This window comes from Mangrovibacterium sp. (assembly GCF_059905295.1).
The window spans coordinates 20,635-46,345 of record NZ_JBZQJF010000159.1 but is presented as its reverse complement, the minus strand read 5'-3'; the positions used below and the strand labels follow the sequence as shown (position 1 = coordinate 46,345).

18 protein-coding genes are annotated in these 25,711 nt (G+C 42.7%); 12 read left to right on the top strand and 6 right to left on the bottom strand.

All coding sequences use genetic code 11. The features are described 5' to 3' along the window. The 5 genes from AC37HE_RS08560 to AC37HE_RS08540 all read left to right on the top strand — a co-directional run. Nucleotides 1-813: family 43 glycosylhydrolase (locus tag AC37HE_RS08560; RefSeq protein WP_500782410.1), on the top strand; the 813-nt coding region annotated here is incomplete at its 5' end. 26 nt (nt 814-839) lie between these two features. After that, nucleotides 840-3,074, top strand: coding sequence for an alpha-N-acetylglucosaminidase (locus tag AC37HE_RS08555; protein WP_500782409.1), 2,235 nt, complete (start codon nt 840-842; stop codon nt 3,072-3,074). A gap of 2 nt (nt 3,075-3,076) precedes the next feature. Beyond that, on the top strand, nt 3,077-4,219 hold the full coding sequence (locus tag AC37HE_RS08550) for an acyltransferase family protein (protein WP_500782408.1): 1,143 nt from the start codon (nt 3,077-3,079) through the stop codon (nt 4,217-4,219). 103 nt (nt 4,220-4,322) lie between these two features. Beyond that, nucleotides 4,323-7,313, top strand: a complete 2,991-nt coding sequence (locus AC37HE_RS08545; RefSeq protein WP_500782407.1) for a glycosyl hydrolase 115 family protein — start codon at nt 4,323-4,325, stop codon at nt 7,311-7,313. A gap of 30 nt (nt 7,314-7,343) precedes the next feature. After that, on the top strand, nt 7,344-8,756 hold the full coding sequence (locus AC37HE_RS08540) for a family 43 glycosylhydrolase (protein ID WP_500782406.1): 1,413 nt from the start codon (nt 7,344-7,346) through the stop codon (nt 8,754-8,756). A gap of 1,186 nt (nt 8,757-9,942) precedes the next feature. On the opposite strand, the gene floA is transcribed toward AC37HE_RS08540, so the two are convergent. The 4 genes from floA to AC37HE_RS08520 are packed head-to-tail and all read right to left on the bottom strand — an operon-like array spanning nt 9,943 to nt 13,069. Continuing rightward, nucleotides 9,943-10,932 carry a flotillin-like protein FloA gene (gene floA / locus AC37HE_RS08535; protein ID WP_500782405.1) on the bottom strand — a complete coding sequence of 330 codons (990 nt, stop codon included), beginning with the start codon at nt 10,930-10,932 and terminating at the stop codon, nt 9,943-9,945. Between the two features lie 5 nt (nt 10,933-10,937). Continuing rightward, nucleotides 10,938-11,405, bottom strand: a complete 468-nt coding sequence (locus tag AC37HE_RS08530; RefSeq protein WP_500782404.1) for an NfeD family protein — start codon at nt 11,403-11,405, stop codon at nt 10,938-10,940. A gap of 11 nt (nt 11,406-11,416) precedes the next feature. Next, a complete protein-coding gene (locus AC37HE_RS08525; RefSeq protein WP_500782403.1) occupies nt 11,417-11,698 on the bottom strand; it encodes an ATP-dependent Clp protease adaptor ClpS in 282 nt (93 codons plus the stop codon). After that, nucleotides 11,699-13,069: an SPOR domain-containing protein gene (locus tag AC37HE_RS08520; RefSeq protein WP_500782402.1), complete on the bottom strand. Its 1,371-nt coding sequence runs from the start codon at nt 13,067-13,069 to the stop codon at nt 11,699-11,701. A 277-nt stretch (nt 13,070-13,346) separates the two neighbouring features. Here AC37HE_RS08520 and bcp point away from each other — a divergent pair, with 277 nt between their 5' ends. The 5 genes from bcp to thrC all read left to right on the top strand — a co-directional run bounded on the left by bcp (nt 13,347) and on the right by thrC (nt 20,434). After that, nucleotides 13,347-13,814: a thioredoxin-dependent thiol peroxidase gene (bcp, locus tag AC37HE_RS08515; protein WP_500782401.1), complete on the top strand. Its 468-nt coding sequence runs from the start codon at nt 13,347-13,349 to the stop codon at nt 13,812-13,814. Nucleotides 13,815-13,817: 3 nt separating this feature from the next. Continuing rightward, the gene (gene recA / locus AC37HE_RS08510; RefSeq protein ID WP_500782400.1) at nt 13,818-14,843 is read left to right on the top strand and encodes a recombinase RecA; all 1,026 of its coding nucleotides are present in this window, start codon (nt 13,818-13,820) and stop codon (nt 14,841-14,843) included. Between the two features lie 322 nt (nt 14,844-15,165). After that, complete coding sequence (gene thrA, locus AC37HE_RS08505; protein ID WP_500782399.1) at nt 15,166-17,595, top strand: bifunctional aspartate kinase/homoserine dehydrogenase I; 2,430 nt, start codon at nt 15,166-15,168, stop codon at nt 17,593-17,595. A 118-nt stretch (nt 17,596-17,713) separates the two neighbouring features. Then, a complete protein-coding gene (locus AC37HE_RS08500; protein ID WP_500782398.1) occupies nt 17,714-18,925 on the top strand; it encodes a cofactor-independent phosphoglycerate mutase in 1,212 nt (403 codons plus the stop codon). Nucleotides 18,926-19,120: 195 nt separating this feature from the next. Then, a complete protein-coding gene (gene thrC / locus AC37HE_RS08495; protein WP_500782397.1) occupies nt 19,121-20,434 on the top strand; it encodes a threonine synthase in 1,314 nt (437 codons plus the stop codon). Between the two features lie 111 nt (nt 20,435-20,545). On the opposite strand, the gene AC37HE_RS08490 is transcribed toward thrC, so the two are convergent. Then, nucleotides 20,546-21,922 carry an undecaprenyl-phosphate glucose phosphotransferase gene (locus tag AC37HE_RS08490; protein ID WP_500782396.1) on the bottom strand — a complete coding sequence of 459 codons (1,377 nt, stop codon included), beginning with the start codon at nt 21,920-21,922 and terminating at the stop codon, nt 20,546-20,548. A gap of 382 nt (nt 21,923-22,304) precedes the next feature. Then, nucleotides 22,305-23,351 carry an aldose epimerase family protein gene (locus tag AC37HE_RS08485; protein ID WP_500782395.1) on the bottom strand — a complete coding sequence of 349 codons (1,047 nt, stop codon included), beginning with the start codon at nt 23,349-23,351 and terminating at the stop codon, nt 22,305-22,307. Nucleotides 23,352-23,538: 187 nt separating this feature from the next. Between AC37HE_RS08485 and AC37HE_RS08480 the strand changes: the two genes are divergently transcribed. Together AC37HE_RS08480 and AC37HE_RS08475 are read left to right on the top strand one after the other, a co-directional pair. Beyond that, on the top strand, nt 23,539-24,537 hold the full coding sequence (locus AC37HE_RS08480; protein ID WP_500782394.1) for a GntR family transcriptional regulator: 999 nt from the start codon (nt 23,539-23,541) through the stop codon (nt 24,535-24,537). A 112-nt stretch (nt 24,538-24,649) separates the two neighbouring features. Further along, nucleotides 24,650-25,696, top strand: a complete 1,047-nt coding sequence (locus AC37HE_RS08475) for a UDP-glucose--hexose-1-phosphate uridylyltransferase (protein ID WP_500782393.1) — start codon at nt 24,650-24,652, stop codon at nt 25,694-25,696. Nucleotides 25,697-25,711: the final 15 nt, after the last annotated feature.

Here is a 25,711-nt window from a genome sequence, read left to right as displayed (position 1 = left end):
TATGCCACAATCGATCCGTGGGGCGGTGAAGAGTTAGGCGTCTTTTCAACAAAGGATTTTTTGAATTTCGACCGCCACCATTTAAACTGGCCGACCAAGACAGCCTGTACCAGTGCTAGTTCCAACAGTTCAATGGTTTGGGCGCCTTCAGTTCGGAAAGCTTCTAATGGAAAATACTACATGTATGTTTCTGTTGGAAGTGAAATTTGGGTAGGAATGAGCGATTCTCCTTTGGGCCCATGGAAGAATGCGAAGGCCGATAATTCGCCCTTGGTAGCTGCTGCAGACTTCCCAAAGGTGCACAATATTGATGCGGACTGCTTTGTAGACGATGACGGACAGGCTTATCTGTACTGGGGATCCGGATTTCATTGGGTAAATGGCATTTGTATGGCAGCCAAGCTGAATCCGGATATGATTTCTTTTCAGGAGGAACCGATCGATGTTACTCCGCCTGATTATTTTGAAGCACCCTATATGCTTAAGCGCTTCGGAAAATATTATCTCATGTTTTCGTCTGGCAAGGCGATTGATGCAAGTTATAAAGTTGGTTATGCCATTGGGAATTCGCCGCTAGGACCTTTTTTAAAGGGGGTTAACAGTCCCATTCTGGAAACCTCTGCTGATAGCACAACTTATGGCCCTGGTCACAATTCGGTATTCAGTGAAGGCGGGCAGGACTACATTTTATATCACCGTATTTTCCCGCAGGACTCAGCCTATGTTTTACGTCAGTTGTGTATTGATAGTCTGAATTTTGATGCTAATCACAACATCTTAAAAGTTCATCCCGGCAGCGGCGCTCGCTTTTGATTTAAACACGTTATAATCTTAAAACGATGAGTGCAAGTTTAAAAAAGACGTTTTTATTCGGAATAGTCAGCCTTTTGTTTTTTGCATGTCAAACGAAGAAAACGAAGGAGAAAGTATCCAGTCCTCAAGTCGACTTGATCCAACGAATTATTCCGGACCGGGCTAGTGAATTCGAAGTGGAAATTCTGCCTTCTGATTCCACCGACTGGTTCGAGCTGGAGTCGAAGGACCACAAGATCGTACTTCGTGGAAACAACGGAGTTTCGGTTGCTTCGGCGTTGTACTACTACCTGACCGAATATTGTCATTGTCAGATTACCTGGAACGGAACGAATTTGAACCTGCCTAAGGAGCTACCGGTAATTCCTGAAAAAGTGCACAAAAACAGTCCGTACGAGTATCGCTATTACTTGAACTATTGCACCTTTAACTATACCATGAGTTGGTGGGATTGGAATCGTTGGGAAAAGGAAATTGACTGGATGGCGCTGCATGGAATTAATATGCCGCTGGCTATCACAGGCGAAGAGTCGATTTGGGATGAGGTATACCGTTCATACGGGTTTACAGATGAAGATCTGGATCCGTTTTTCAGTGGGCCGGCTTACTTTTCCTGGTTCTGGATGGGCAATCTCGATGGTTGGGGCGGCTCGTTGCCAAAAAGCTGGAAAGACAGTCATCGCGAGCTGCAAAAAAAGATCTTACAGCGCGAGCGTGAGTTGGGCATGAAGCCTGTTTTGCCGGCGTTTACAGGGCACGTTCCGGCGTCATTTAAAAAATATTTTCCCAATGCTAAGCTGAAGCGAACCAACTGGGGAAACGATTTCGAGGATACGTACATTTTGGATGCCGATGATCCGTTGTTTGCAGAAATCGGTCAAAAATTTCTGGAAGTTCAGCAGAAAATATATGGAACAGATCATTTGTACTCGGCAGATACCTTTAATGAAAATGAGCCGCCTTCGGATGATCCGAAATATCTCTCGGAATTAAGTGCGAAAGTTTTCGAAGGGATGAAGTCGGCTGATCCTGAAGCAGTTTGGGTGATGCAAGGATGGCTGTTTTACAGTCACCGCGATTTTTGGAAAGCTCCGCAAATACAGGGTTTGTTGGGCGCCGTTCCCAACGATCGGATGATCATTCTGGATCTGGCAGCGGAAATTGAACCGGTCTGGAAACGTACTGAAGCCTTCTACGGAAAAGAATGGATCTGGTGTATGTTGCATAACTTCGGAGGAAATATCAGCCTGTTCGGACGTATTAAGAATGTGGCAGAACATCCGGCAGAGGCCTTGACCGATTCGACTTCGGGACAACTAAAAGGCATCGGTTTGACGATGGAAGCGATTGAGCAAAATCCGGTGCTTTATGAGTTGATGACTGACAACACCTGGCGCGATACACCGATCAATTTGAAGGAGTGGCTGCAACAATATATTCGAAACCGCTATGGAGATAACAATGCTAACATTGAAAAAGCCTGGGATATTTTGGTGCAAACCGTTTACAATGGGCAAGTTATTCGCGATGGGGCAGAATCAATTATCGTTTCCCGTCCAACTTTTCAAGGCTACCGACGCTGGGCGCGTACCAAGCTGAATTATGCCCCGGAAGGTTTGTTGCCGGCATGGGACTTGTTTGTTGAGGCGATCCCTGAGTTTGGCACTTCAGATGGTTTTCAATATGATTTGGTTGACTTGACCCGCCAGGTACTGGCGAATTACGCATTACCGGTTCAGCAACAAATAGCTTCAGCATACAAAAGCAACGACAAAGAAAAATTTGCAAAATACAGCCGTGAGTTTTTAGAACTGATTGATGACATGGATCGTCTGCTGGCAACCCGCAAAGATTTCCTGCTGGGACCTTGGTTGGCCGACGCTCGAAGTTGGGGGACAACACCCGACGAAAAAGCATTGTACGAGCAAAATGCCCGCGATTTAATTACCCTTTGGGGTGGAGCAGATAACCGCTTGCACGAGTACAGTAACCGACAGTGGAGTGGCTTGCTGAGCGATTTTTACAAACCGCGCTGGGAACAATTCTTTTCGGAAGTGAGCAAGAATTGGGGGAGCTTCGATCAGGATGCCTTTGATACTGAAATCAAGCAGTGGGAGTGGACCTGGGTGACATCGCAAAAAGAATTCCCGGTGGAAGCAACTGGTAGTTCAACGGAAGTAGTCCGGGAACTTTATCGAAAGTACCGTGATCGGATCGAACCACTGACAAAAACTTTACCGGTTATCAAATACAATTATTAGTTATGGAGCAAGTAATCAAACAAAAGACGGAACGCTTTCTGTCGCTTGATGTTTTTCGGGGGCTAACTATTGCGCTTATGATCGTGGTGAATACACCCGGAACAGGAGCGAAGATATACGACTATTTTATTCATACGCATTGGTTCGGTTTCACACTGGCCGATCTGGTTTTTCCGTCCTTCCTGTTTGCCGTTGGGAATGCGATGAGTTTTTCAATGAAAAAGATGAAGAACATGTCATCAGGGGAGGTCTGGACGAAAATCATAAAGCGTACAGTGATTATTTTCTTGCTGGGTTACCTTATGTATTGGTTTCCCTTTTTTAAAATTGGTGACGATGGAAGTTTCCTATTGAAACCAATTGCCGAAACCCGGATCATGGGCGTTCTGCAGCGGATAGCGCTTTGTTATTTCTTTGCGTCCGTCATTGTTTTATATTTGTCGGAAAGGACAACGATTATCATTTCTGCAGCAATCTTATTAGCTTACTGGGGTATTTTGTACGCTTTTGGGGAACCGGGAGCGAAGTTGGAGATGGCTACCAATGCTGCGACTAAATTCGATTTGTCAATTTTAGGCCATGGACATATTTACAAAAAAGACGCTATACCTTTCGACCCGGAAGGAATTTTGAGTACCCTACCGGCAATTGTCAATGTGTTATGGGGCTACCTTGCCGGTGTTTTCATTCAGAAAAAAGGAAAATCATTCGAAGGTCTTACCATGTTGTTGATGGTTGGCTTCCTGATGACTTCATTAGCGCTTTGGTGGGATCTGATTTTCCCGATCTCCAAAAAGTTGTGGACAAGCCCATTTGTGCTTTATACCGTAGGTCTGGATTTATCGATTATGGCCGTACTGATTTATTTAATCGAAATGAAGCATGTCCGGTTTGGAGTTAACTTTTTCGATGTATTCGGAAAGAATCCGCTGTTTATTTACCTCTTTTCGGAGCTTTTTTATGTTGTTCTGAGGATGATCCCGGTCAATTCGAATCAAGATGTGTTCGAATGGGTGAGTGAACAAATCTTTCAACGGATTTTCCCAGGCTCGTTTGGCTCGTTGATGACAGCAATCGCTTATGTTTTGCTTTGCTGGCTGCTCGGTTGGTGGCTGCACCGACGGAAGATTTATATTAAGATATAGTCCTTCCCTGGACTCGGTGAGCCAATAATTTTTGACGAGTAGTAAAGTTTGAGTATTTTTCAGGCTTCAACTACTATTTACAAATTACCAGAAACTAATCACTATGAAAACGAAGATTTTCAATGCGCTACTTTTGCTCGTTTGCCTGTCGTTTCAGTTGCAGGTGAATGCTCAAAAACAGGGCTTAACGAATTCCTTTACCATTTCCGAAAAGAATACGACTTCACCGATATTGATTGTGGACGATGAAGCGAAAGTGGTCTCGATAGCTGCTAAGCTTTTTGCCGAGGATGTGAAGAACATCTCCGATCAGCAACTTCAGGTCATCCATGAGCTTCCTGATTCGGCTCCTGAGCTGATTATTGCCGGAACTATTGGCAAAAATAAAATCATCGATCAATTGATCGCTGAGAAGAAAATAGATGTTTCAACGATTAAAGGGAAATGGGAAAGCTGGTCGATGCAGGTTCTTAAGAAACCTTTTCCTGGCGTGAAGAAAGCATTGGTTATTGTCGGTAGCGATCGCCGTGCCACTGCTTATGGTATATTGGAGCTTTCGCGTAAAATGGGCGTTTCTGCCTGGGAATGGTGGGCCGATGTTCAACCGGCCAAACAAAAAGAAATAACATTAGACATTGAGAACAAGATCTATGGTTCACCTTCTGTGAAATACCGTGGCCTGTTTTTGAATGACGAAGATTGGGGGCTTCAGCCTTGGGCTGCAAAAACCTTTGAACCGGAAACCGGAGACATTGGCCCAAAAACCTATGCCAAGATTTTTGAACTGATGCTACGCCTTCGTGCCAATACAATATGGCCAGCCATGCATGGTTGTACGAAAGCATTTTACACCATCGAAGGTAATGCCCAGGCGGCTGATGATTACGCGATCGTGGTGGGAACTTCGCACTGTGAACCCATGTTGTGCAATATCAATGCTGAATGGAATCATAAAACGATGGGCGAGTGGCGCTATGATAGCAATGCGGCACCTATCCGCGATTTATTTGAGGCCCGCACAAAAGCAACAGCAAACTTCGAAAATATTTACACGATTGGGATGCGTGGTGAACACGATTCGCCCATGAATGCGAAGGGGTTGACAAAGGATGACCAAATTAAATTGCTGGAAAAGGTAATTGCCGATCAACGGACAATTATGCAGAAGGAAACGGGCAAAGACCCGAAAACACTTCCACAAGCTTTTATTCCCTATAAAGAGGTGCTCGACTATTATCAGAATGGTTTGAAAGTTCCGGAGGATGTCACCCTGATGTGGACCGATGATAATTACGGATACATTCGGCAGCTGAGTACACCGGAAGAGCAAAAGCGGCCTGGGGGAGGCGGTATTTATTACCACGCTTCGTACTGGGGCCGTCCGCACGATTACCTGTGGCTGAGCTCAACCAATCCGATGCTGATTTGGGAAGAAATGAACAAAGCTTACCAGTTCAACTGCCACGATATGTGGATTCTGAACTGTGGCGATATCAAGCCATTGGAATACAATATTGAGTTATTTATGGATATGGCCTGGGACATTGACAAATTTGCAGGAACAACGGATGTGCAACAACACCTGGATAACTGGCTTAGTTCGCTGTTTGGTGCAGAAAAGGCTCCGCAGTTAACTAAGCTGATGATGGATTACTATCATTTGTGTTTTATGCGTCGCCCGGAATTTATGGCCTGGAGCCAAACTGAGCCGACAACTAAGCCTCAGGAAACAGAACTTGCACAAATCCGTTATGGTGATGAACTAACCCAACGCCTGCAAGCTTGGGAAAAACTAGGCCAAGAGGTGAAAAGTCTGGATGAAGAAATCCCGACAATGCAAAAGGATGCTTTTTTTGAGCTGGTCTATTACCCGGTAACCGGAGCTTCGTTGATGAATCAGAAGTGGCTGTATCACTATAAAAATGAGTTAGCCGCCCGTCAGGGAAGAACCAGTGCCCATGAATTTGAAGACCGGTCGAAAGCAGCTTTTGATCAAATTAAGAAGGAGACAAACTATTTCAATACGAAACTGCAAAATGGTAAGTGGAAGCACATGATGAGCATGTCGCCTAGGAATCTGCCGGTATTCTCGCAACCGTCCTATGCTGTGCCTGCAACTGATGGAGAGAACGGATTTGGACTGGCTTTGGAGGGCTACGAAATGGAGGCTAATAAGCAAATCGAAAACAACTATGCCGATGTGCTTCCTGTGCTGAACGAATACCTAAAGGATTCGGCTTTTGTGGATGTTTTTCTGAAAGGTGAAGGCGAAGTGGTTTGGAAAGCTCAGCCTAAACAACCCTGGATTCGTTTATCGGCCGATCATGGTAAGTTGTCAAATGCTGATGGAGAACAGGAACAACGGTTATGGGTAAGCATCGATTGGGACAAGGTGCCGCAAGGTGATAGTACGAAAGAACCACCATTGGGGCACGACTACCAGTTGATTCCACCGGCTTATAAAGTAAATGGTTCCATCGAATTTAGTTCTGCTGATACAACAATTACCATTGGCGTGTCAACCTTCAATCCGAAGTTCAAAGAATTGGCGAATTTCGATGGTTTTGTTGAAGGGAACGGTTATGTGTCGATTGATGCAGAACATGCTTCAAACCGAGTGGCCGGAAAGCTAGCTGAATGGAAGCAATTTGGCGGACTGGGCTACAGTGGTAATGTGGTTGTTGCTTTGCCCTACGATGCCACACCTGTTATTGATCCTGCTCTGATTGAAACCCAAAGCCCGATGTTGGTATACGATTTTTATACCTTCAATTCAGGTGAAACGGATGTGCGTGTTCAGGCAGTGCCAACTCATCCGTTCTACGATGGCGTGAGCGTTCGTTGTGCTGTTGCTATCGATGATGCGGAGCCTGTTATTATCGACTTTAAAACGGTTGGCCGTAGCAATGAGTGGAAGCAAAACGTGTTGAAAAATGCCGCAGTGAAATCGGCCCAACAAATGATTGACAAGCCCGGAAGACATCAGCTAAAAGTCTGGATGGTTGATCCCGGCGTGATGATCGACCAGATCTTAATTGATTTGGGAGGTTGGAAGAGTAGCTATGCCTTTCCGCCTGAAACCAGAAAGAAATAATTTACTACGACGATATTCGAAAAACTACAAATGAAAAAATTACTACTATTCCTGTTACTGGCCGTTTGTGCTAGATTCACCTTCGGGCAAGTTCAAAATAACAATCCCTTTATTCCCGATAACCTGGCTGACCCAACCATTGTGCAGTTTGGCGATACCTTTTATTGTTATGCCACCAGCGATGTAGGCGATATTGAAACTGACCTGGCATTTTCCGGGAATCCGGTGGTGTGGAAATCTAAAGATTTTGTGAATTGGAGTTTCGAGGGGATTTGTTTCCCGGGAATCGACTGGCACGAACACAAGTATTGGGCACCGGGCCGTGTGCTGGAGCGTGACGGCAAATACTATCTCTTTGTAACGGTTGACCATGTTACTCAATTGGCCGTAGCAGATTCACCCGAAGGACCTTTTAGTTTTATCAATGGCCCGAAAAATTACACTGGAGAAGAAAAACCATCGATGGTTGTTGACGATATCGACGGCTGTCCGTTTATCGATGACGATGGGCAGGGGTACATTTTCTGGCGACGCAAAAAAGCTTCAAAATTAAGCGCCGACTGGACAAAACTGGAAGGAGAGACCATTACGATACCAACGCAGTGGCATGGTTATTCCGAAGGCCCGTTTATGATCAAGCGTAAAGGCATTTACTATTATTTCTATACGATGGGTGGCTACGCCGATTATCAGAATGGTTATGTAATGAGTAAAGTGTCGCCACTCGGGCCATTCATAACTCCTGAAAATGATGTGATCATTTCATCTGATGTGGATAAGCAAATTTGGGGACCGGGCCATGGCTTTGCTTTTTCGCCCAAAGGAACCGACGATTGGTACTTTGTTTATCTTGAATATGGCATTGGCGGAACTTCGCGTCAGGTTTACTGCAATAAAATGGAATTTAATGAAGACGGCACCATAAAGCCGATCCAACTGGATCGGAAAGGCGTTGGTCCGTTAGCCAAGGTTAAAACGGAGAACCCAATGGATTTGTCGAAAGCGGTTGCTACAGCCTCGTCGACCAAGAAGCCGATGGATGTTGAGGCTCGTAAATGGAGAAATGCAAAAGAATTGAAGTATGTTTTGCCAGAAGAGCCGCTATATCGTCATCATGAATTTAATCCACAGGATGCCATTGACAACTCAAACTATACCCGTTGGTGGGCACGACCGGATGATCCCGAAAAGTGGTGGCAGTTGGATTTAGGGAAAGTGGAAAAACTGGATCATCTGGATTTGTTTTTTGTGCATCCTACCCTGGGACATGCTTTTATTTGTGAAAAGTCGGTTGATGGTGAAAACTGGGAAACCGTAAAAGCCCAGAAAGAAGTCGCTATTCGTTCGCCACACCAGGTTGAAAAGATTGGAAAAGCCCGTTTTCTGCGTGTGACGATCCTGGAAGGTCAGCCAGGTATTTGGGAAGCAAAATTATACAAGTAGAAAGGCTTGGGGAAACTTGAAGGTAGCGTTTCCCCGTTTTTTTATAGTTCTGCAGCTGGTTGCTGTCAGACCAATCAGTGATTTGTTGTGGGACATCTAAATCGTCTTGAGCAACCTCTCAAATATGCTGAGCGACATATGAATTGCTTTGAGCAACCCTTGAAATATGCTGAGCAATATAAGAATCAGCCCGAGCGACCCTTGAATTGGCCAGAGCGGCCTCTGAAACATGCTGAGCAGCATAAGAATTGATCGGAGCGATGCTCAAAATCGTCAGAGTCGAGGTTAAAAGGGAATAAGGTTCGGGGTGTGCAGAGGGGGACGATATTCTACGAAGGTTTAATAATGAAATAAGGTTATCTGATGTGTCGTAAGTCGTAAGACTTGGAACTTGAAACTCAAAACTTAGCTCTCTGCGGTTAAAGATTAACGATTGAAGATAGTGGCGCGATCTTGGTCCTCATAGCTTTTGGAGTAGCGCCCAAGGCCCGGATCGATCGTCATCGCGAGTACTTACTCCAAATAAATGGGGCATAATGCGGAAATGACAGTTTTTATAAAATCTGTCATTGGTAGGACGAAGGACGAAGCGATCTGTTATTGTGCACACCGAATGGGGAGATGGTAATTGGGCCTCTGCGCCTTCTTTGCGTTCTGCGGTTAAACCAGCAATCGAACTATTGTGCTGTTCAACTGCTCGGCAACACACTAACAACAAAGCGCCAACTCGAAACTGTCTTTACCTCAGAGAAAACGGAATTAAATAAGGGAAAAGGTTCGGGGTCTGGAGTGGTACTGTATTCTACGAAGGTTAAATAATGAAATAAGGTTATCTGATAAGTCATGAGTTATGAGACTTGAGTCGTGAGTAGTGGAACTTGAAACTTGAAACTCAAAACTTGGAACTCTTTCAGTTTAGAGCAAAAAAAAAGAGTAGATCTCTATCTACCCTTTTCAAACCTAACTAAACCAATAAAACTAATCAAACCTAAACTTATGAAATAAAATCTACGACAAAGATATGCTGAAAAACACAAACAAGTGTTACCTCAATGTTAAAAAATATGCTGCGCAGCATATTTCGATATTTCTCTTTCTAAAGGAAAAGCCCTATCTAAGAACGATAGGGCTTCAGACTATTTAAATTCAGTTTATTAAGCTTGAAAAGCGAACATTTTACCGATATCTATTCCTTCGGTTTATTTCGGTGTTGATGTTGATCCTCTCCGGCAATTGATGAACGCATTTGCGTATCGGCATCAATATTTTTATACTTCATATAATCCATAATTCCAAGATTACCACTTCTGAAAGCTTCAGACATGGCCAGCGGCACCTGGGCTTCTGCTTCAATTACTTTAGCACGGGCTTCTTGCGCTTTAGCACGCATTTCCTGTTCCAATGCCACGGCCATGGCGCGGCGTTCTTCTGCTTTTGCCTGGGCGATATTTTTATCGGCTTCTGCCTGGTCTATTTGTAAACCGGCACCAATGTTTTTACCAATATCGATATCTGCGATATCAATCGAAAGAATTTCAAATGCAGTACCTGCATCCAGTCCCTTGTTTAAAACCAACTTTGAGATGGAATCCGGGTTCTCAAGAACCGATTTGTGGGTGTGAGAAGAACCAATTGAGGATACAATTCCTTCGCCTACACGAGCAAGAATGGTTTCTTCACCGGCACCACCGACCAATTGTTTAATGTTGGCACGAACAGTAACACGGGCTTTAGCAATCAACTGGATCCCGTCTTTAGCAACGGCGGCTACCGGGGGAGTGTCAATCACTTTCGGGTTTACTGACATTTGTACGGCTTCAAACACATCGCGTCCGGCAAGGTCAATGGCTGTTGCCATATTGAATCCAAGGTCGATATTTGCTTTTTCGGCTGATACCAGTGCATGAACAACCATGTCGACTTTACCACCGGCCAGGTAGTGAGCTTCGAGCTTATCCCGGTCCAGTTTGATGCCTGCTTTTGTTCCTTCGATTAACGCCCGAACGATGATGGCAGGCGGAACTTTACGGAAACGCATCAGAAATAATTGGATGAGCGATATTCGTACCCCGGATACCAAGGCCGAGAACCATAGTCCGACAGGTATAAAATATAAGATGATAATAAGCAGGATGAAAATTCCTGCCACGAGACCAAATGTTCCAAAATAATCCATGTTGATTAATTTATAGGTTCGACAATAACTTGCGTTTTCAATATTTCGACCACACGAACAGGGACTTGCTGATCGATAAAGCCAACAATCGATTTCCCTTCCATCGTTTGATTGTTGATCCGTACCTTGCCGGTTGGTGCCAGTCGGCCAATGGTTATACCTTCATCTCCGGGATGAATTATGTTCTCATCAATCTGATCCACTCGTCCGGAGATTTCCGATTCCAATACCATCTTTTTCCCGGTTCGGCTTTTAAAAAAACGGACAACAAGTAAAGGGGATACAATTAAGACAAAGGCAGTTGTTATTATTCCGGCAACGACACCATACGAATCGAAAGCCAGGTAAATGCTGGCTCCGAGTAGTAAAACTCCGGCAATCCCGGCAACTGTGATTCCCGGGATAACTGCAAATTCGAGTAAGAGCAGCAGGATACCCAGAAAAATCAAGAACAGAATGATTAGTACGTTCATATTTAGGATGATTAGTCGATAGTAGCCTTGAGGTCTTTGTCGATCAAGGCTTGTTTCATTGGTCTAAGGTAATTAAAAGTTCCTTTCTTAACATCACATTTCCCGTTGTAGTGTGTTAATAAAGTGCATTGAATAGCTTGCTCGTGCTCGTGTTCGCAAATATGCATCAATGCTTCAATGACATAATCGAATGAATGATAGTCGTCGTTATGTAGAATGAGATGTCTTTCGTTCTTCGAGTCGATATCTTCATCTTGTATCGGTTTGTTTTGGATGTCTTCTTTTGAACTCATTTATTCTGATATTTTTCGGGCTTCACTAACAGGGATTCGTTCGTTGTTTTTATAGGCTGCTATACTGGCATTGTTTACGCCCTCTAACTTAATTTGTTTTAGCATTTGCTGGGCGTCTTCGTAGGTTTTTAGTTCACCAACGGTATAGACGGTTACACCTTTATCATCAGTATAAGTATCAATTCTTCGTAAAACCGATAACTTCTTAAAGAGCCGTTGTACCCATTCGGGAGGCGTATTCCGATATGCTCCGATTTGAATTTTATAGGTGATCTCGTCGACCGGTTCTGCCTTTGTTGCTTGTAAGGTGTCCAAGGCCAGCGAATCAGTGGCATTAACGATTATCATCGGTGCTTGTTCTTCAACGATTGTTTCAACGGTTGTCTGTTTTTGCGATTCGGCAATACTATCTTTTAAGTGCTGAATAAGTTTATTGAATTGACTTTTTGTTGTTGGATTGGCAGTTTGCCACCATGCTGCTTCTTGCTGGTTGGCATACTGATCCTTTTGCGCAATTTCAGCGTTTAGCCGGTAGGTTTCCTGTTCTATGGTTAAAATGGAACTGGCTAAGTTCTCTTTGTCTATTGCGTCTGCCTGATCATACTGCTTGCGTAATGCTGCATTTTTTTTCAGCAGTTCATTTAATTCTGTTTCCATTTTGCGGGCTTCCAGAAAAGCCTGTTGACCATCCTGCGTCTTAAACTGGTCAATTTTCATATAGGTGATCTGAGCATTTACAGGAAAATTGATAAGGCTGTCTGCATAATCAGGCTCGTTTTCTTCCGGCGGAACCGGGTTTGTTTCTTCCGGCTGGGCCACTTCTTCAGCTTGTTGCAGGCTGTCGACAGCAGGAATGCTGTCCGAAGCAATTTCGGGATAACTTAAACTATCGCTGACTGCTTCTGCTCCGGCTTCGGCAAAGGGGTTTGTTTTTTTGTTGCATAAGTCAATCATTTCATCCAAGGGGACAGATTTGACATCCTTTGCAGTCGCATTATCTTTGAAATTATTGTACGACGCCAAGGCTTTATCCCACCTATTGTGTGCATGATAATACTGTGCCAGGTACCATTGACTTTTTTCCAGGTTGCCACCAATCAATAACGCTTTTTCGGCTTCCGGAATGTATTGCCTGGTTTCTATCAGCGAAGCTCCATAGTAATAGTTTAATTCAGGATCGTCGGGGTAAAGTCGTACCAAATCTTTGAAAATCGGTAATGCCTCGGCATATTGTTGGTTTGCAAATAGCTGTTTGGCTTGTATTTCCGGATCATTTTGTGCGTGTAAACCACTATTCAAAAGGAAGCAGAAACAAAAAGAAAGTAAAAACAGGGATCGGTGTCGGTTGATTTTTGTGTTTGTTAATCGCATAAAATATGGTGTTTGCCGAGCTTAAAATTACAAAAAATGTTCCAAGCGGCAGACGATAATGGTCGTTGTTCTCCTGATTTAATCTTTGTTTGATAAATTATGAAATTTCTTCAACCAAATGAACGATAACTTGTTTGTGAATACAGGATTTGGGTGGTCGTTGGTGTATTTTTTTGTTAAAGTCTCAGGCTGAAACAGATTCGATATAATTGACTAAAGTACCCCGCTTTTCGAAATTAATCAAGTATATTTGTCTAATCTAAAAATAGGAAAAGTAATGGCTTTACTGGCAAAAGGAGATCAGGCTCCTGATTTTAAAGGACTGAATCAGAATGGTAATACAATTTCTTTAGGTGATTTCAAAGGGAAGAAAGTAATCTTATATTTCTACCCGAAAGACAATACTCCGGGGTGTACTGCTGAGTCGTGTAACCTGAGCGATAATTACGATTATTGGTTAAACCTGGGTTATGAAGTGATTGGTGTAAGTCCGGATGGTGTTCCTTCGCACAAGAAATTTGCAGACAAGTATAATTTCAAATTCAACCTTATTGCCGATACGGAGCACGAGGTTTTGGAGGCTTATGGTGCCTGGGGATTGAAAAAACTGTACGGAAAGGAATATATGGGCGTTTTAAGAACCACTTATGTGATTGATGAAAACGGAATCATTGCTGAGGTGTTTAGTAAAGTACAAACCAAAGATCATACAAACCAAATAAGCACAGCTTTAGATATCAAGTAACAGATGGCAAAAGAAGAACAAAATAATGTGAATAAGGAAAAGTTGAAGGCTCTTCAGCTTACCATGGATAAAATTGAAAAAAGTTACGGCAAGGGCGCTATCATGAAAATGGGTGACAGGGCAGCTGAGAATATTCCGGCAATTTCATCCGGTTCTATCGGCTTGGATATTGCCTTGGGTGTTGGCGGTTTCCCGAAAGGCCGGATCATTGAAATTTACGGACCTGAATCTTCAGGTAAAACGACTTTGGCGATTCATGCCATTGCCGAGGCTCAAAAAGCCGGGGGCATTGCTGCGATTATCGATGCCGAGCATGCTTTTGATCCTTTCTATGCCCGTAAGTTAGGCGTTGATACCGATGAGTTGTTAATCTCGCAACCCGATAACGGTGAGCAAGCTTTGGAAATTGCAGATAACCTGATTCGCTCAGGAGCGATTGATATTGTTGTAATCGACTCCGTTGCAGCCTTGACTCCTAAAGCGGAGATTGAAGGTGATATGGGGGATTCAAAAATGGGTTTGCAGGCTCGTTTGATGTCGCAGGCTTTGCGTAAGCTTACTGCCAACATCAACAAAACAAAAACCTGCTGTATTTTCATCAACCAGCTGCGCGAAAAAATCGGTGTGATGTTCGGTAATCCGGAAACAACAACCGGTGGTAATGCTTTGAAATTCTATGCTTCAGTACGTTTGGATATTCGCCGCATCGGGCAGATTAAAGATGGTGATGAAGTGATGGGGAACAATGTTCGTGTAAAAGTGGTTAAAAACAAAGTTGCTCCGCCATTCCGTAAAGCTGAGTTCGACATTATGTACGGAGAAGGAATCTCGAAAACCGGTGAAATAATCGACTTGGGTGTAAACTACAATGTTATTAAGAAGAGTGGTTCATGGTTCAGTTACGGGGAAACGAAACTGGGACAAGGCCGTGAATCAGTGCGCACCTTATTGCGAGATAACATCGAGCTTGCGCAAGAACTCGAAGGAAAAATTATTGAAGCTGTAACCATGACGACGACCATGAGTTAAAGCTATTGTTATATGCAGTAAAATCCGGTTGGAGTGCTGCTTCAACCGGATTTTTTTTGCAATAAACTCACGTTTTTAGGGATTCGTTTTTAAAGCCTATTTGTCTTTCAATTTGAAGTTAAGCAATGGTTTAAAAGTCGAATTTTGTAAGTAATAATTAGAAAGTAATAATAAATAAGCATATTTTTGCCGCATATTGAAAAAGCCTGACTTAGGTTAGGGAATAAGCTGAAGAAAATCTATTCAGAATACCGTAAGAGCGGGAGGAATCTTATTCGAGAGCGGTTGAATTTTGAATAACTCTAATTAATTGATTCATACAATGAAAGTGTTGAAATTTGGCGGTACTTCTGTGGGGAGTGCCGAAAACATCCGAAAAGTTAAGGAGATCGTAAAAAATCAGGACGATGATGCCATCGTGGTTGTTTCAGCCTTGGGTGGAATAACGGACAAAATCTTGAACGCCGCTAAAATGGCGATCCTCGGAACGGATTATTTCAACACGGAACTCACGGCTATTCGTGAGCGTCATGAGTTTGTAGTCGATCAATTATTTGAGGGCGATCGCAAAGAAGAAGTAAAAGAACAGGTTAGCCAGTTACTGGATGAATTGGAACGTGTAATTATTGGCGTTTCCATGATTGGTGAGCTAACGGATAAGACACTGGACAAAATTGGTGGATTTGGTGAACGCCTTTCGTCTTATATCATCAGCGAGTTTATTGAAGAGGCCAGTTGGGTCGATTCTTCAAAGTTGATTAAAACTGATAGCGCATTTGGCAAAGCACAGGTTAACTTCAGCTTGACGAATACGCTGATTAAAGCTGCTTTGGGTGAGTTTAAAGGTGTTTGCGTTGCACCTGGCTTTGTAGCCAGCAATGCCGAAGGTGAATATACAACCCTGGGGCGTGGTGGTTCTGATTATACTGCAGCCATTTATTCGGCTGCCCTGGATGTTTCTGTTTTGGAAATATGGACTGATGTGGATGGGTTTATGACAGCCGATCCGCGTGTAATCAGCAAAGCCTATGTGATCGAGTCGCTGAGCTATGCCGAAGCGATGGAGTTGTCACACTTTGGAGCTAAAGTGATTTATCCACCGACTATTTTGCCGGTTTATAAAAAAGGAATTCCTACCTATATCAAAAATACGATGAACCCAAAGGCTGCGGGATCGTTAATCACAAGCAGCCAGGCCAACGGTAAAGACCGGCCGATTAAAGGGATTTCATCAATCTCAAATATCAGCCTGATTACAGTACAAGGATTGGGTATGGTTGGTGTGACAGGTATCTCAATGCGTCTTTTTAGTGCCCTGGCGGTACAAAATATTAACGTGATTTTGATATCCCAGGCTTCATCGGAGAACTCCATTTCAATAGCTGTTGATACAACGAAAGCCGAGGCTGCTGAGCATGCCATTCGTGCGGAGTTTGAACGTGAAATAATGAATGGCCGTATCAATAAAGTTGAAGTTGAAAACGAGCTTTCTATCGTTGCTATTGTAGGCGAAAATATGAAGCATTCTACCGGTATTGCCGGTAAGCTTTTCAATACAATCGGCAAAAACGGTGTAAATATTATTGCGATTGCTCAAGGAGCTTCGGAGCTAAATATCTCGTGGGTTGTGAAAAACAGCGACCTGCGTAAAACATTGAATGTTGTTCACGAATCTTTCTTCTTATCGGAAAATGCAGAAGTGAATGTATTCTTGCTGGGGATTGGTTTAGTTGGTGGAAACCTGCTGACACAGATCCAGCAACAGCAGGAAAAGCTGATGAAGGAGAAGCGGCTTAAGATTAAACTGGTTGGTGTTGCCAACTCGCGTAAAATGTTGCTCGACCGTGAAGGAATAGCTATTGATGGTTTCAAAGACCGCTTGGAGGCCGAAGGACAAGCATCCGGCTTAGATGCTTATAAAAGTGCAATTATTGATATGAATATTTTCAATTCGGTATTTGTTGATTGTACGGCTTCGAATGATTCACCCAGCGTTTACGCTGATTTGTTGAACTCCAACGTGTCGATTGTCACTGCCAATAAGGTGGCTGCTTCGTCGGACTACGATAATTACAAAAAGCTGAAGAGCATCGCCAAAGCCAAAGGTGTTAAGTTCTTATTTGAAACCAATGTGGGTGCCGGTTTGCCAATTATCAATACGCTGAATGATTTGGTGAATTCGGGTGATAAGATCCTCAAGATTGAGGCAGTTCTTTCCGGAACATTGAATTATATCTTCAACACGATTTCTGAGGAAATTCCGCTGAGTAAAACAATCCAATTGGCGAAAGAGGAAGGCTATTCGGAACCTGATCCGCGGATCGACTTAAGCGGAATTGATGTTGTGCGAAAGTTGTTGATTTTGGTTCGCGAATCCGGATACAAAATTGAGAAGGACAATGTGAAGATCAATAAGTTTATCCCGGATGAATATTTTGACGGTTCTATTGATGATTTTTGGGCCAACATTTCACAAGTCGATACCGACTTTGAAGAACGTCGTAAAGTGTTGGAGGCCGAAAATAAATGTTGGCGTTTTGTAGCCAAATATGAAAATGGCCAGTCGGAAGTTGGATTGCAGGAAGTGGCTCAGGGACATCCGTTTTACGATCTTCAGGGAAGTAACAACCTGGTAATGTTTACCAGCGAGCGTTACAACGAATTCCCGATGATTATTAAGGGCTATGGAGCCGGAGCAGCTGTTACTGCAGCAGGCGTTTTTGCGGATATCATCCGGGTATCGAATATTTAGAAAAGTCAAAAAGGGAAAAGATAAAAGTCAAAAGTTGGGATTGCTTCGGGAAGTTAAGCTATTCCACTCTTGACGAAGGAGTTTTGAAATTTGATAGTTAAATAATTGGATTTATACCATGAAATATATAATCGTTTTAGGAGACGGCATGGCTGATGAGCCATTGGAAAATTACGGAGGAAAAACCCCATTACAGATGGCCCAAATACCAGAGATTGACCGGTTGGCAAAATTGGGAAGAGCAGGACGCTTACAAACAGTTCCCGAAGGTATGCACCCGGGAAGCGAAATTGCCAATATGTCGGTGATGGGCTACGACGTAGCAAAAGTTTTTGAAGGACGCGGAACACTTGAAGCAGCTAGCATGGGTGTAGTATTGGAGCCGGGAGACCTTGCACTTCGCTGCAACTTAATTTGCCTGGCTGACGGGAATATTAAGAATCACTCGGCTGGCCATATTTCGAATGCGGAAGCACATGAGTTGATAGATTTCCTGAATGAAAAGCTGGGAAGCGATCGCGTTATTTTTCATAAAGGTGTTTCATATCGCCACTTGTTAGTGATTAAAGGTGGTAAAAAACAATTGGCCTGTACACCTCCGCACGATGTGCCTGGTAAACCATGGAAAGATTACCTGATTAAAGCGAAAGAAGCCGAAGCCGAAGATACGGCAGCCTTGTTGAATGATTTGATTCTGAAATCGATGGATCTATTACCGGAGCATCCTGTGAATCAAAAACGTAAAGCGGCTGGTAAAGACATGGCAAATAGCATATGGCCTTGGTCGCCGGGCTATAAGCCGGAAATGCCTACTCTGAAAGAAATGTTTGGTGTTGAGAAATCAGCTGTTATTTCGGCTGTCGACTTGATTCAGGGCATCGGTGTTTATGCCGGTATGAAAGTTATTCATGTTGAAGGAGCAACTGGTTTGTATGATACCAACTATGAAGGTAAAGCAAAGGCAACGATTGATGCGCTGAAAGAATGTGATTTGGTTTATCTGCATATTGAAGCGAGTGACGAAGCCGGTCACGAGGGTGATGTAGAATTGAAAACAAAAACAATTGAATACCTCGACCAGCGTGTGGTAAAATATTTGGTTGAAGAAACAGCTAAAATGGATGAGCCTGTAACTATTGCTGTGTTGCCGGATCACCCGACTCCTTGTGCTACAACTGTTCATACCAAAGATCCTGTTCCTTTCATTATTTACAAACCTGGTAATGTTGCCGATGAGGTTGAAGTGTATGATGAATTTGCGGTAATCAAAGGAAGCTATGGTCTTATCCATGGTCGCGAATTTATGGAAGCACTTTTGAGCGATAATTGATTATTGATTAGTCATTAATGGGGTGGTTCCCGGGGCGTTGAAGTTTTGATGAAAGATTATCGATTGCTGATTTAACGATTAGCGAAAGATATACAAGAACATAGGAACTTTAATCCTGGAGTGCAATGGTTCTGGTTTGAACTTGGAGCCAGAAGCTTGGAACTTAAAACTTGAAATTTAGAACTTGAAATAAACATGCAATACTACAGTACGAATAAATCAGTGCCCGAAGTTTCGTTGCAAGAAGCGGTAACCAAAGGCTTAGCCGATGACAAAGGCTTATTTATGCCGGATCATATTAATCCGCTTCCGGCTTCATTTTTCGAGACAATCGATCAACTTTCATTTCAGGAAATTTCGTTCGAGGTAGCGAAGGCTTTCTTCGGGGAAGATATTCCTGATGCTGATTTGAAAGAGCTGGTTTTCGACACCCTTCAGTTTGACTGCCCTGTTGTACCGGTTCACGACAAAATCTACTCCCTGGAATTATTCCACGGTCCAACATTGGCTTTTAAGGATGTTGGTGGTCGTTTTATGGCTCGTCTGTTGGGTTATTTTCTGAAACAAAAAGGTGAGCAAAAGCATGTTAATGTCTTGGTTGCTACATCGGGTGATACCGGTAGTGCTGTTGCTAATGGTTTTCTGGGTGTTGATGGAATCCATGTATATGTTCTGTATCCTAAAGGATTGGTTAGCGAGATTCAGGAAAAACAGTTTACAACCCTGGGGCAGAATATTACTTCGATAGAGGTAGACGGAACCTTCGATGACTGTCAGCGCTTGGTGAAGACGGCATTTCTTGATGGCGAGTTGAAGGGGAAACTGACCTTAACTTCTGCGAATTCAATCAATGTTGCTCGTTTCCTGCCGCAAGCTTTCTATTATTTCAATGCTTTTGCCCGTCTGAAAGAAAAAGGATTGCAGGACGAACTGGTTGTTGCTGTGCCTAGCGGAAACTTTGGTAACCTTACGGCAGGATTGTTTGCTCAAAAAATGGGCTTGCCGGTAAAACGCTTTATTGCTGCTAACAACGAGAACGATATCGTTTATAAATACTTGCAATCAGGTCACTATGAGCCCAGAGCTTCGGTAGCGACTATTGCCAATGCCATGGATGTTGGTGATCCGAGTAATTTTGCCCGAATCCTGGATCTGTATGGTCATTCACACGAGAAGATTTCTAGTGTGATGAAAGGCTTCCGCTATAGCGATGCTGAGATTAAGGACGTATTGTTGCAGGTTTATAAGGAATATGGCTATTTGCTGGATCCACACGGAGCATGTGCTTACAAAGCTTTATCAACTGATATTGTGGATGGTGAAATGGGGGTATTCCTGGAAACAGCACATCCTGCTAAATTTACCGAAACGGTAGAAGGCATCATTGGTAAAGGAAATGTGCCGCTACCGGAAAAATTAGCTGAGTTCATGAAAGGAGAGAAGCTTTCTGTTCCTTGCAGCATTGATTTTGAAGATTTCAAAGCTTATTTATTGAAAGAAGCAAAATAGACGGTTCCGGGAACCGGAATACACTGAAAAAGACGTTAAATGAGGCGAGAATGAGCCTTATTTAACGTCTTTTCTGTTTTTAGATTGATCGTCTGATTAGCAGCCGTCCTGTTAAAAAGCATTCTCCCGGCTCTTGGGGTTGAAAATGGTTTGCCAGATGATAACAACATCCCACCAAAGCGACCAGCTTTCCATATATTCCCGGTCGTATGCTACGCGTTTTTCCATCTTCCATAATTCATCGGTTTCGCCACGATAGCCATTCACTTGTGCCCAGCCAGTAATTCCCGGTTTCACATAGTGGCGGGTCATATAGGTGTCAATTAATGCAGCATATTCTTTGGTGTGTTTCAGCATGTGCGGGCGTGGCCCAACAACAGACATGTGGCCCCAGAGTACATTGAAGAACTGTGGAAGTTCGTCGATATTTGTTTTTCGCATAAAACGTCCAACCGAGGTAACACGTTTGTCGTTTTTTGTCGCTTGCATATTGTCCGCATTTTTGTTGGGAGCCATACTTCTGAATTTGATGCAGGGAAAGTCGCGATTGTTGATGCCCGTTCTGTTTTGGACGAAGAAAACCGGCCCTTTGGAGTTTAGTTTAATGATCAAGGCTAATATTGGAACAAGCCAGGATAACAAAAACAGCGTGACCAAGGCTGAAAATGCCAGGTCGAAAAAACGTTTGCTGATGCGTGATGCAATGTCATCCAAGGGGATTTCTTGCGGATTAAAGACTGCTAATGAGCCAACCGATTCCATGTTCATGCGAGCCTTAAACCAACGTTGATTCTCGGGAATAAAACGAACGCGTACTCCCATTCGGTTACAAATATCGAGGTATTCTTTACTGTTATTCTCACTGCTGGTAAAAGATACGGCAATAAAGACCAATTGGATCTTCATTGCTTCAATTAGCTTTGCCAGTTCGGCCGGAGTACCAATAATATCTTCCGCTTCGGAACTTTTTCTTGTCAAAAAACCACAGAAATTATAGCCCATCAGTGGGTTTCCGTTAATAATGCGTTGTAATAACTGGGTCGTTTTATTATAGCCAACGATTAACACACGTTGGGTGTTAAGCCCGTTTTTACGTTTGAATTTCAGATATGAGTACAGTCCGTAATAAAATATGAGCTTGCAAATCAGGAATGTAGCAGTGTATTCAAATAAGAAAGTCCGGGAATAGAATTTAGGCATAACCAAAAAACCAAGAACACTGGTTGTGAGCAGGAAAAAAACGGTCCTCCGAACGATTCTTTTGAAGCGGTTAAAATAACCGTCGCGCAGATAAAGATTTCGTTTTGAGAAGGCAAAATAAGTGATCATCCAGGCGAGATTGCCTTGAAGAAAATAAATGCCGATTACATTTAACTGATTGGCTTGGATATCAAATTTCAGCCATGCAATTAATATAATTGAAAAGTTAAGAATAAGCAGATCAAAGAGAAGATAGATGAGCTTTAATTCAGATTCTCTGGAGTCCATAAGTAATCGATCGGGCTTAAGGTTATTGTCCAATTTAACTCTGCAAATAAACGGATTATTGACAAAATGACAAAATTAGACCGTGGCTGCTTATCAACAAAATCTAGTGATTTGGCTAAAAGGAAAGAAAGGGTGAATTTTTTGTATACAGAGTTAACTACTAAGTAAGAAATGATGTATCAATAGCTACTTTTTCTTTTTTCATTTAGAAATTGAGGTTGGTGTGACAAATGTATTCGAAGACAAAAGAAAATACTAAGCAGAAGGTTTACTCGTCGTAGGTAATTGACTCCGATGCTGCAAGGAAAACTTAGTGCGAAAAAAAGGAAAGAGACTAAAAAACTCCTTCCTTTTTATATTGTAATTTTTAACTTTTCGAAAGTTATAATGTTCCGAATTGGTAAATCGTGCTTTGCAGGTATTTTTCGCCCGGAGCTAATTCCGTAGTTGGGAAGTTGTCGTGATTTGGTGAATCGGGGTAGTGCTGTGTTTCCATTGCCACCCCTGAATAGCTGCCAAATTTCGTTTTTCCGTCAATGGTCAGTTCAGGAATCCAATAGCCGGTGTAAAGCTGAATGCCCGGTTGAGTGGTGTATACTTTTACGGTTCGTCCGCTTGTTTCTTCCGACAAACATCCAACATAAATCAATTTACCTTCGTCGTTCCCCAGAACATAGTTCAGATCGTACCCATCGGCTAATCCGGCAATGTCTTTACCCAGTTTTTTGGTTTTGGTGAAATCGAACACAGTGCCTTCAACCGGAACAATATTTCCGGTAGGAATCATTTCAACTGCTTCGGTAATATGTTTGGCTGTTAGTTCCAAATCATGGTTCAGGATCTTTTCTTTCCCTGCCGTAAGGTTGAAATAGGAGTGGTTGGTCAGGTTTATAATTGTCTTTTTGTCTGTTTCGGCTTCGTAAGTAAGTTCCAGCTTACTTTCGTTATCCAATGTGTAAGTACAACTCACTTTTAGGTTTCCCGGGTAGCCTTCTTCGCCATCAGGGCTTAAGTAGCTTAGTTTTAACCCGACTTTACCTGTCATTTCAAAGATCTCAGCATCCCATATTTTACGGTCAAAGCCAATCAGACCGCCATGTAAATGGTTCGGACCATTGTTGATTGCCCCGGTGTATTCAACTCCGTCTATTGTGTATTTTCCATTGGCGATCCGGTTGCCAAACCGACCAATTAAGCAGCCGAAATAAGGATAGCTACCGAGATAAGCTTCGCTTAAATAGTCTTCCAAATTGTCGAATCCACATACGATATTTTCAGCTTTTCCGTCCTTGTCGGGAGCATAAACCGATGTGATTAGGCCGCCATAATTACTAATATTGATGCTTACTCCTTTGTCATTTTCCAGGGTGAATAAGCTCGCTTCCTGGCCGTCTTTGGTCTTTCCGAATGTTTTACTGGTTATTTTCATAATATCCTATTGTTTGCTAGATTACTGTAATCGATCAATTCGAAATTGAATACAGTAATTTTTTTTGAGTGGTTTTTTCGTCGATCACAAATATAACGAATATTCTTTCATACTGGTAGGTACTGGTTGTGTTATTCAGCGAAAAATGTATACTTTTGAAGTTGATGAACTGCTAATCTAAACGATCGTGAAGAATATTCAAATTGATGACTCTTTAGGTATTCCGAAATACCGCCAAATAATTAACTCGGTATATCAGGCAATTTCTACTGGTGAGTTAAAACTGGGCGACAAAATTCCATCCTTAAATCAAATTTGTGCTGAATTTGAGTTATCGCGCGATACGGTAATGGTGGCGTTTAACGAGTTGAAGGCAAAAGGTATCATCAATTCGATTCCAGGGAAAGGATACTATGTGAATAGTGTTGATGTGAATGTGAACGAGCGCATTTTTGTCTTGTTTGACGAGTTGAATGCGTTTAAGGAAGATTTGTATACCTCATTTTTAAATGCTCTCGACGACAAGACCACTGTTGATATTTATTTTCACCATTTTAATTTCCAGGTATTTAAAGATTTGATTGCTGCAAGTGCGGGTAAATACACTTCATACGTTATCATGCCGGCAACATTCGATTATACAGCTGATATCCTTGGTGCTTTGCCCGACGATAGGGTCTATATTATCGACCGGCTAAAACCGGATTTAGAAAAATATCCGGTTGTTTATCAGGATTTTGAGAAGGACATTTGTGATGCCTTGACTGCAGGAGAAGATTTATTGGAAAAATATGAAAAGCTGATCATGATTTTCCCAGGAGGAAAAGAACCGGAAGGGAGAATGGTTGGTTTCCAGAATTTTTGCACCGAGCATAAGATGTCGTTCGAGATTTTACGCAGCTTACTGAATCGCACGATAAAGAAAGGAGAGGCCTATTTTGTACCATCGGACCGAAATTTGGTGAAATTGGTGAAAATGGCTGCTGAGCAAAACCTTCGATTAGGCGAAGATCTGGGGATTGTTTCGTTTAATGATACCATGTTGAAAGAAGTCGTTGCCGGGGGAATTACTACAATATCAACCGATTTCTCACATATGGGGCAAAGTCTGGCCCGAATGATTAAAGACCGCAGTTCCGAAAGGATTTCAAACCCGGCTTCACTCATTCGGAGAAATTCGCTATAGGTTTTTGAATGTCGAATATGTGTTCTACAACATAGAAAATTCCAAGTGCTGACAGGTGTATTATTTCTATTTTTACCAACCAGTACCCACCAGTGGTTAAAAACTTAAATTTATGACACAATTTAATATTGAAGATCATCCTCACAGAAGATTTAATCCGTTAACGAATGAGTGGATTTTAGTATCTCCGCATCGTGCAAAACGGCCTTGGCAAGGTCAAGTTGAAAAAGCAAATGTTGAAGAGCGTCCTGCTTACGATCCGAAGTGCTATTTATGCGCCGGAAACGAACGTATTGGAGGTCATAAAAACCCAGACTATAAAGGAACCTTTGTTTTTACAAACGATTTTAGTGCCTTGTTAACCGATACCCCTGATGGCGGAATGGATGAAGGCAGTTTATTTCAGGCAAAGAGCGAAAGTGGTATTTGTAAAGTAATTTGCTTTAGCGAAAACCATGCGTTAACAGTACCTGAAATGGAAGTTAAAGACATTCGTGGTGTTGTTGATGTTTGGTGTCGTGAGTTTCAGGAGCTGGGTAGCCAAAAGTTTGTTAACTACGTCCAGATTTTTGAAAATAAAGGTTCAATTATGGGCTGTTCAAACCCGCACCCGCATGGTCAAATCTGGTCTTCGTCGTCGGTGCCGGTTGAACCCGAAAAGGAATCGGTAACGCAAAAAGCTTACTTCGAGAAAAATGGTCGGACTTTGCTTGGCGATTATGTTACTGCTGAATTGGAAAAGAAAGAGCGTTTAGTAGCCGAAAATGAGCATTTTGTTGCCTTGGTGCCCTACTGGGCTGTTTGGCCGTTCGAAGCTATGATTATCAGTAAACGTGCTGTTCAAAACATCCTGCAATTAACGGATGATGAGCGAACTGGATTGGCCGATATTTATAAACAATTGACTGTAAAATACGATAACCTGTTCGAGACCTCTTTTGCTTATTCAGCTGGTTTGCATCAAGCTCCAACTGATGGGAATGATTGTCCTGAATGGCACTTGCACATGCACTTTTATCCGCCATTATTACGGTCGGCAACAGTGAAGAAATTCATGGTTGGTTACGAGATGCTTGCGACTCCGCAACGTGATATTACAGCAGAGCAAGCAGCACGCCGACTTCGCGAATTATCGGACATTCATTATAAACAACAATAAAACATACAAACCTGA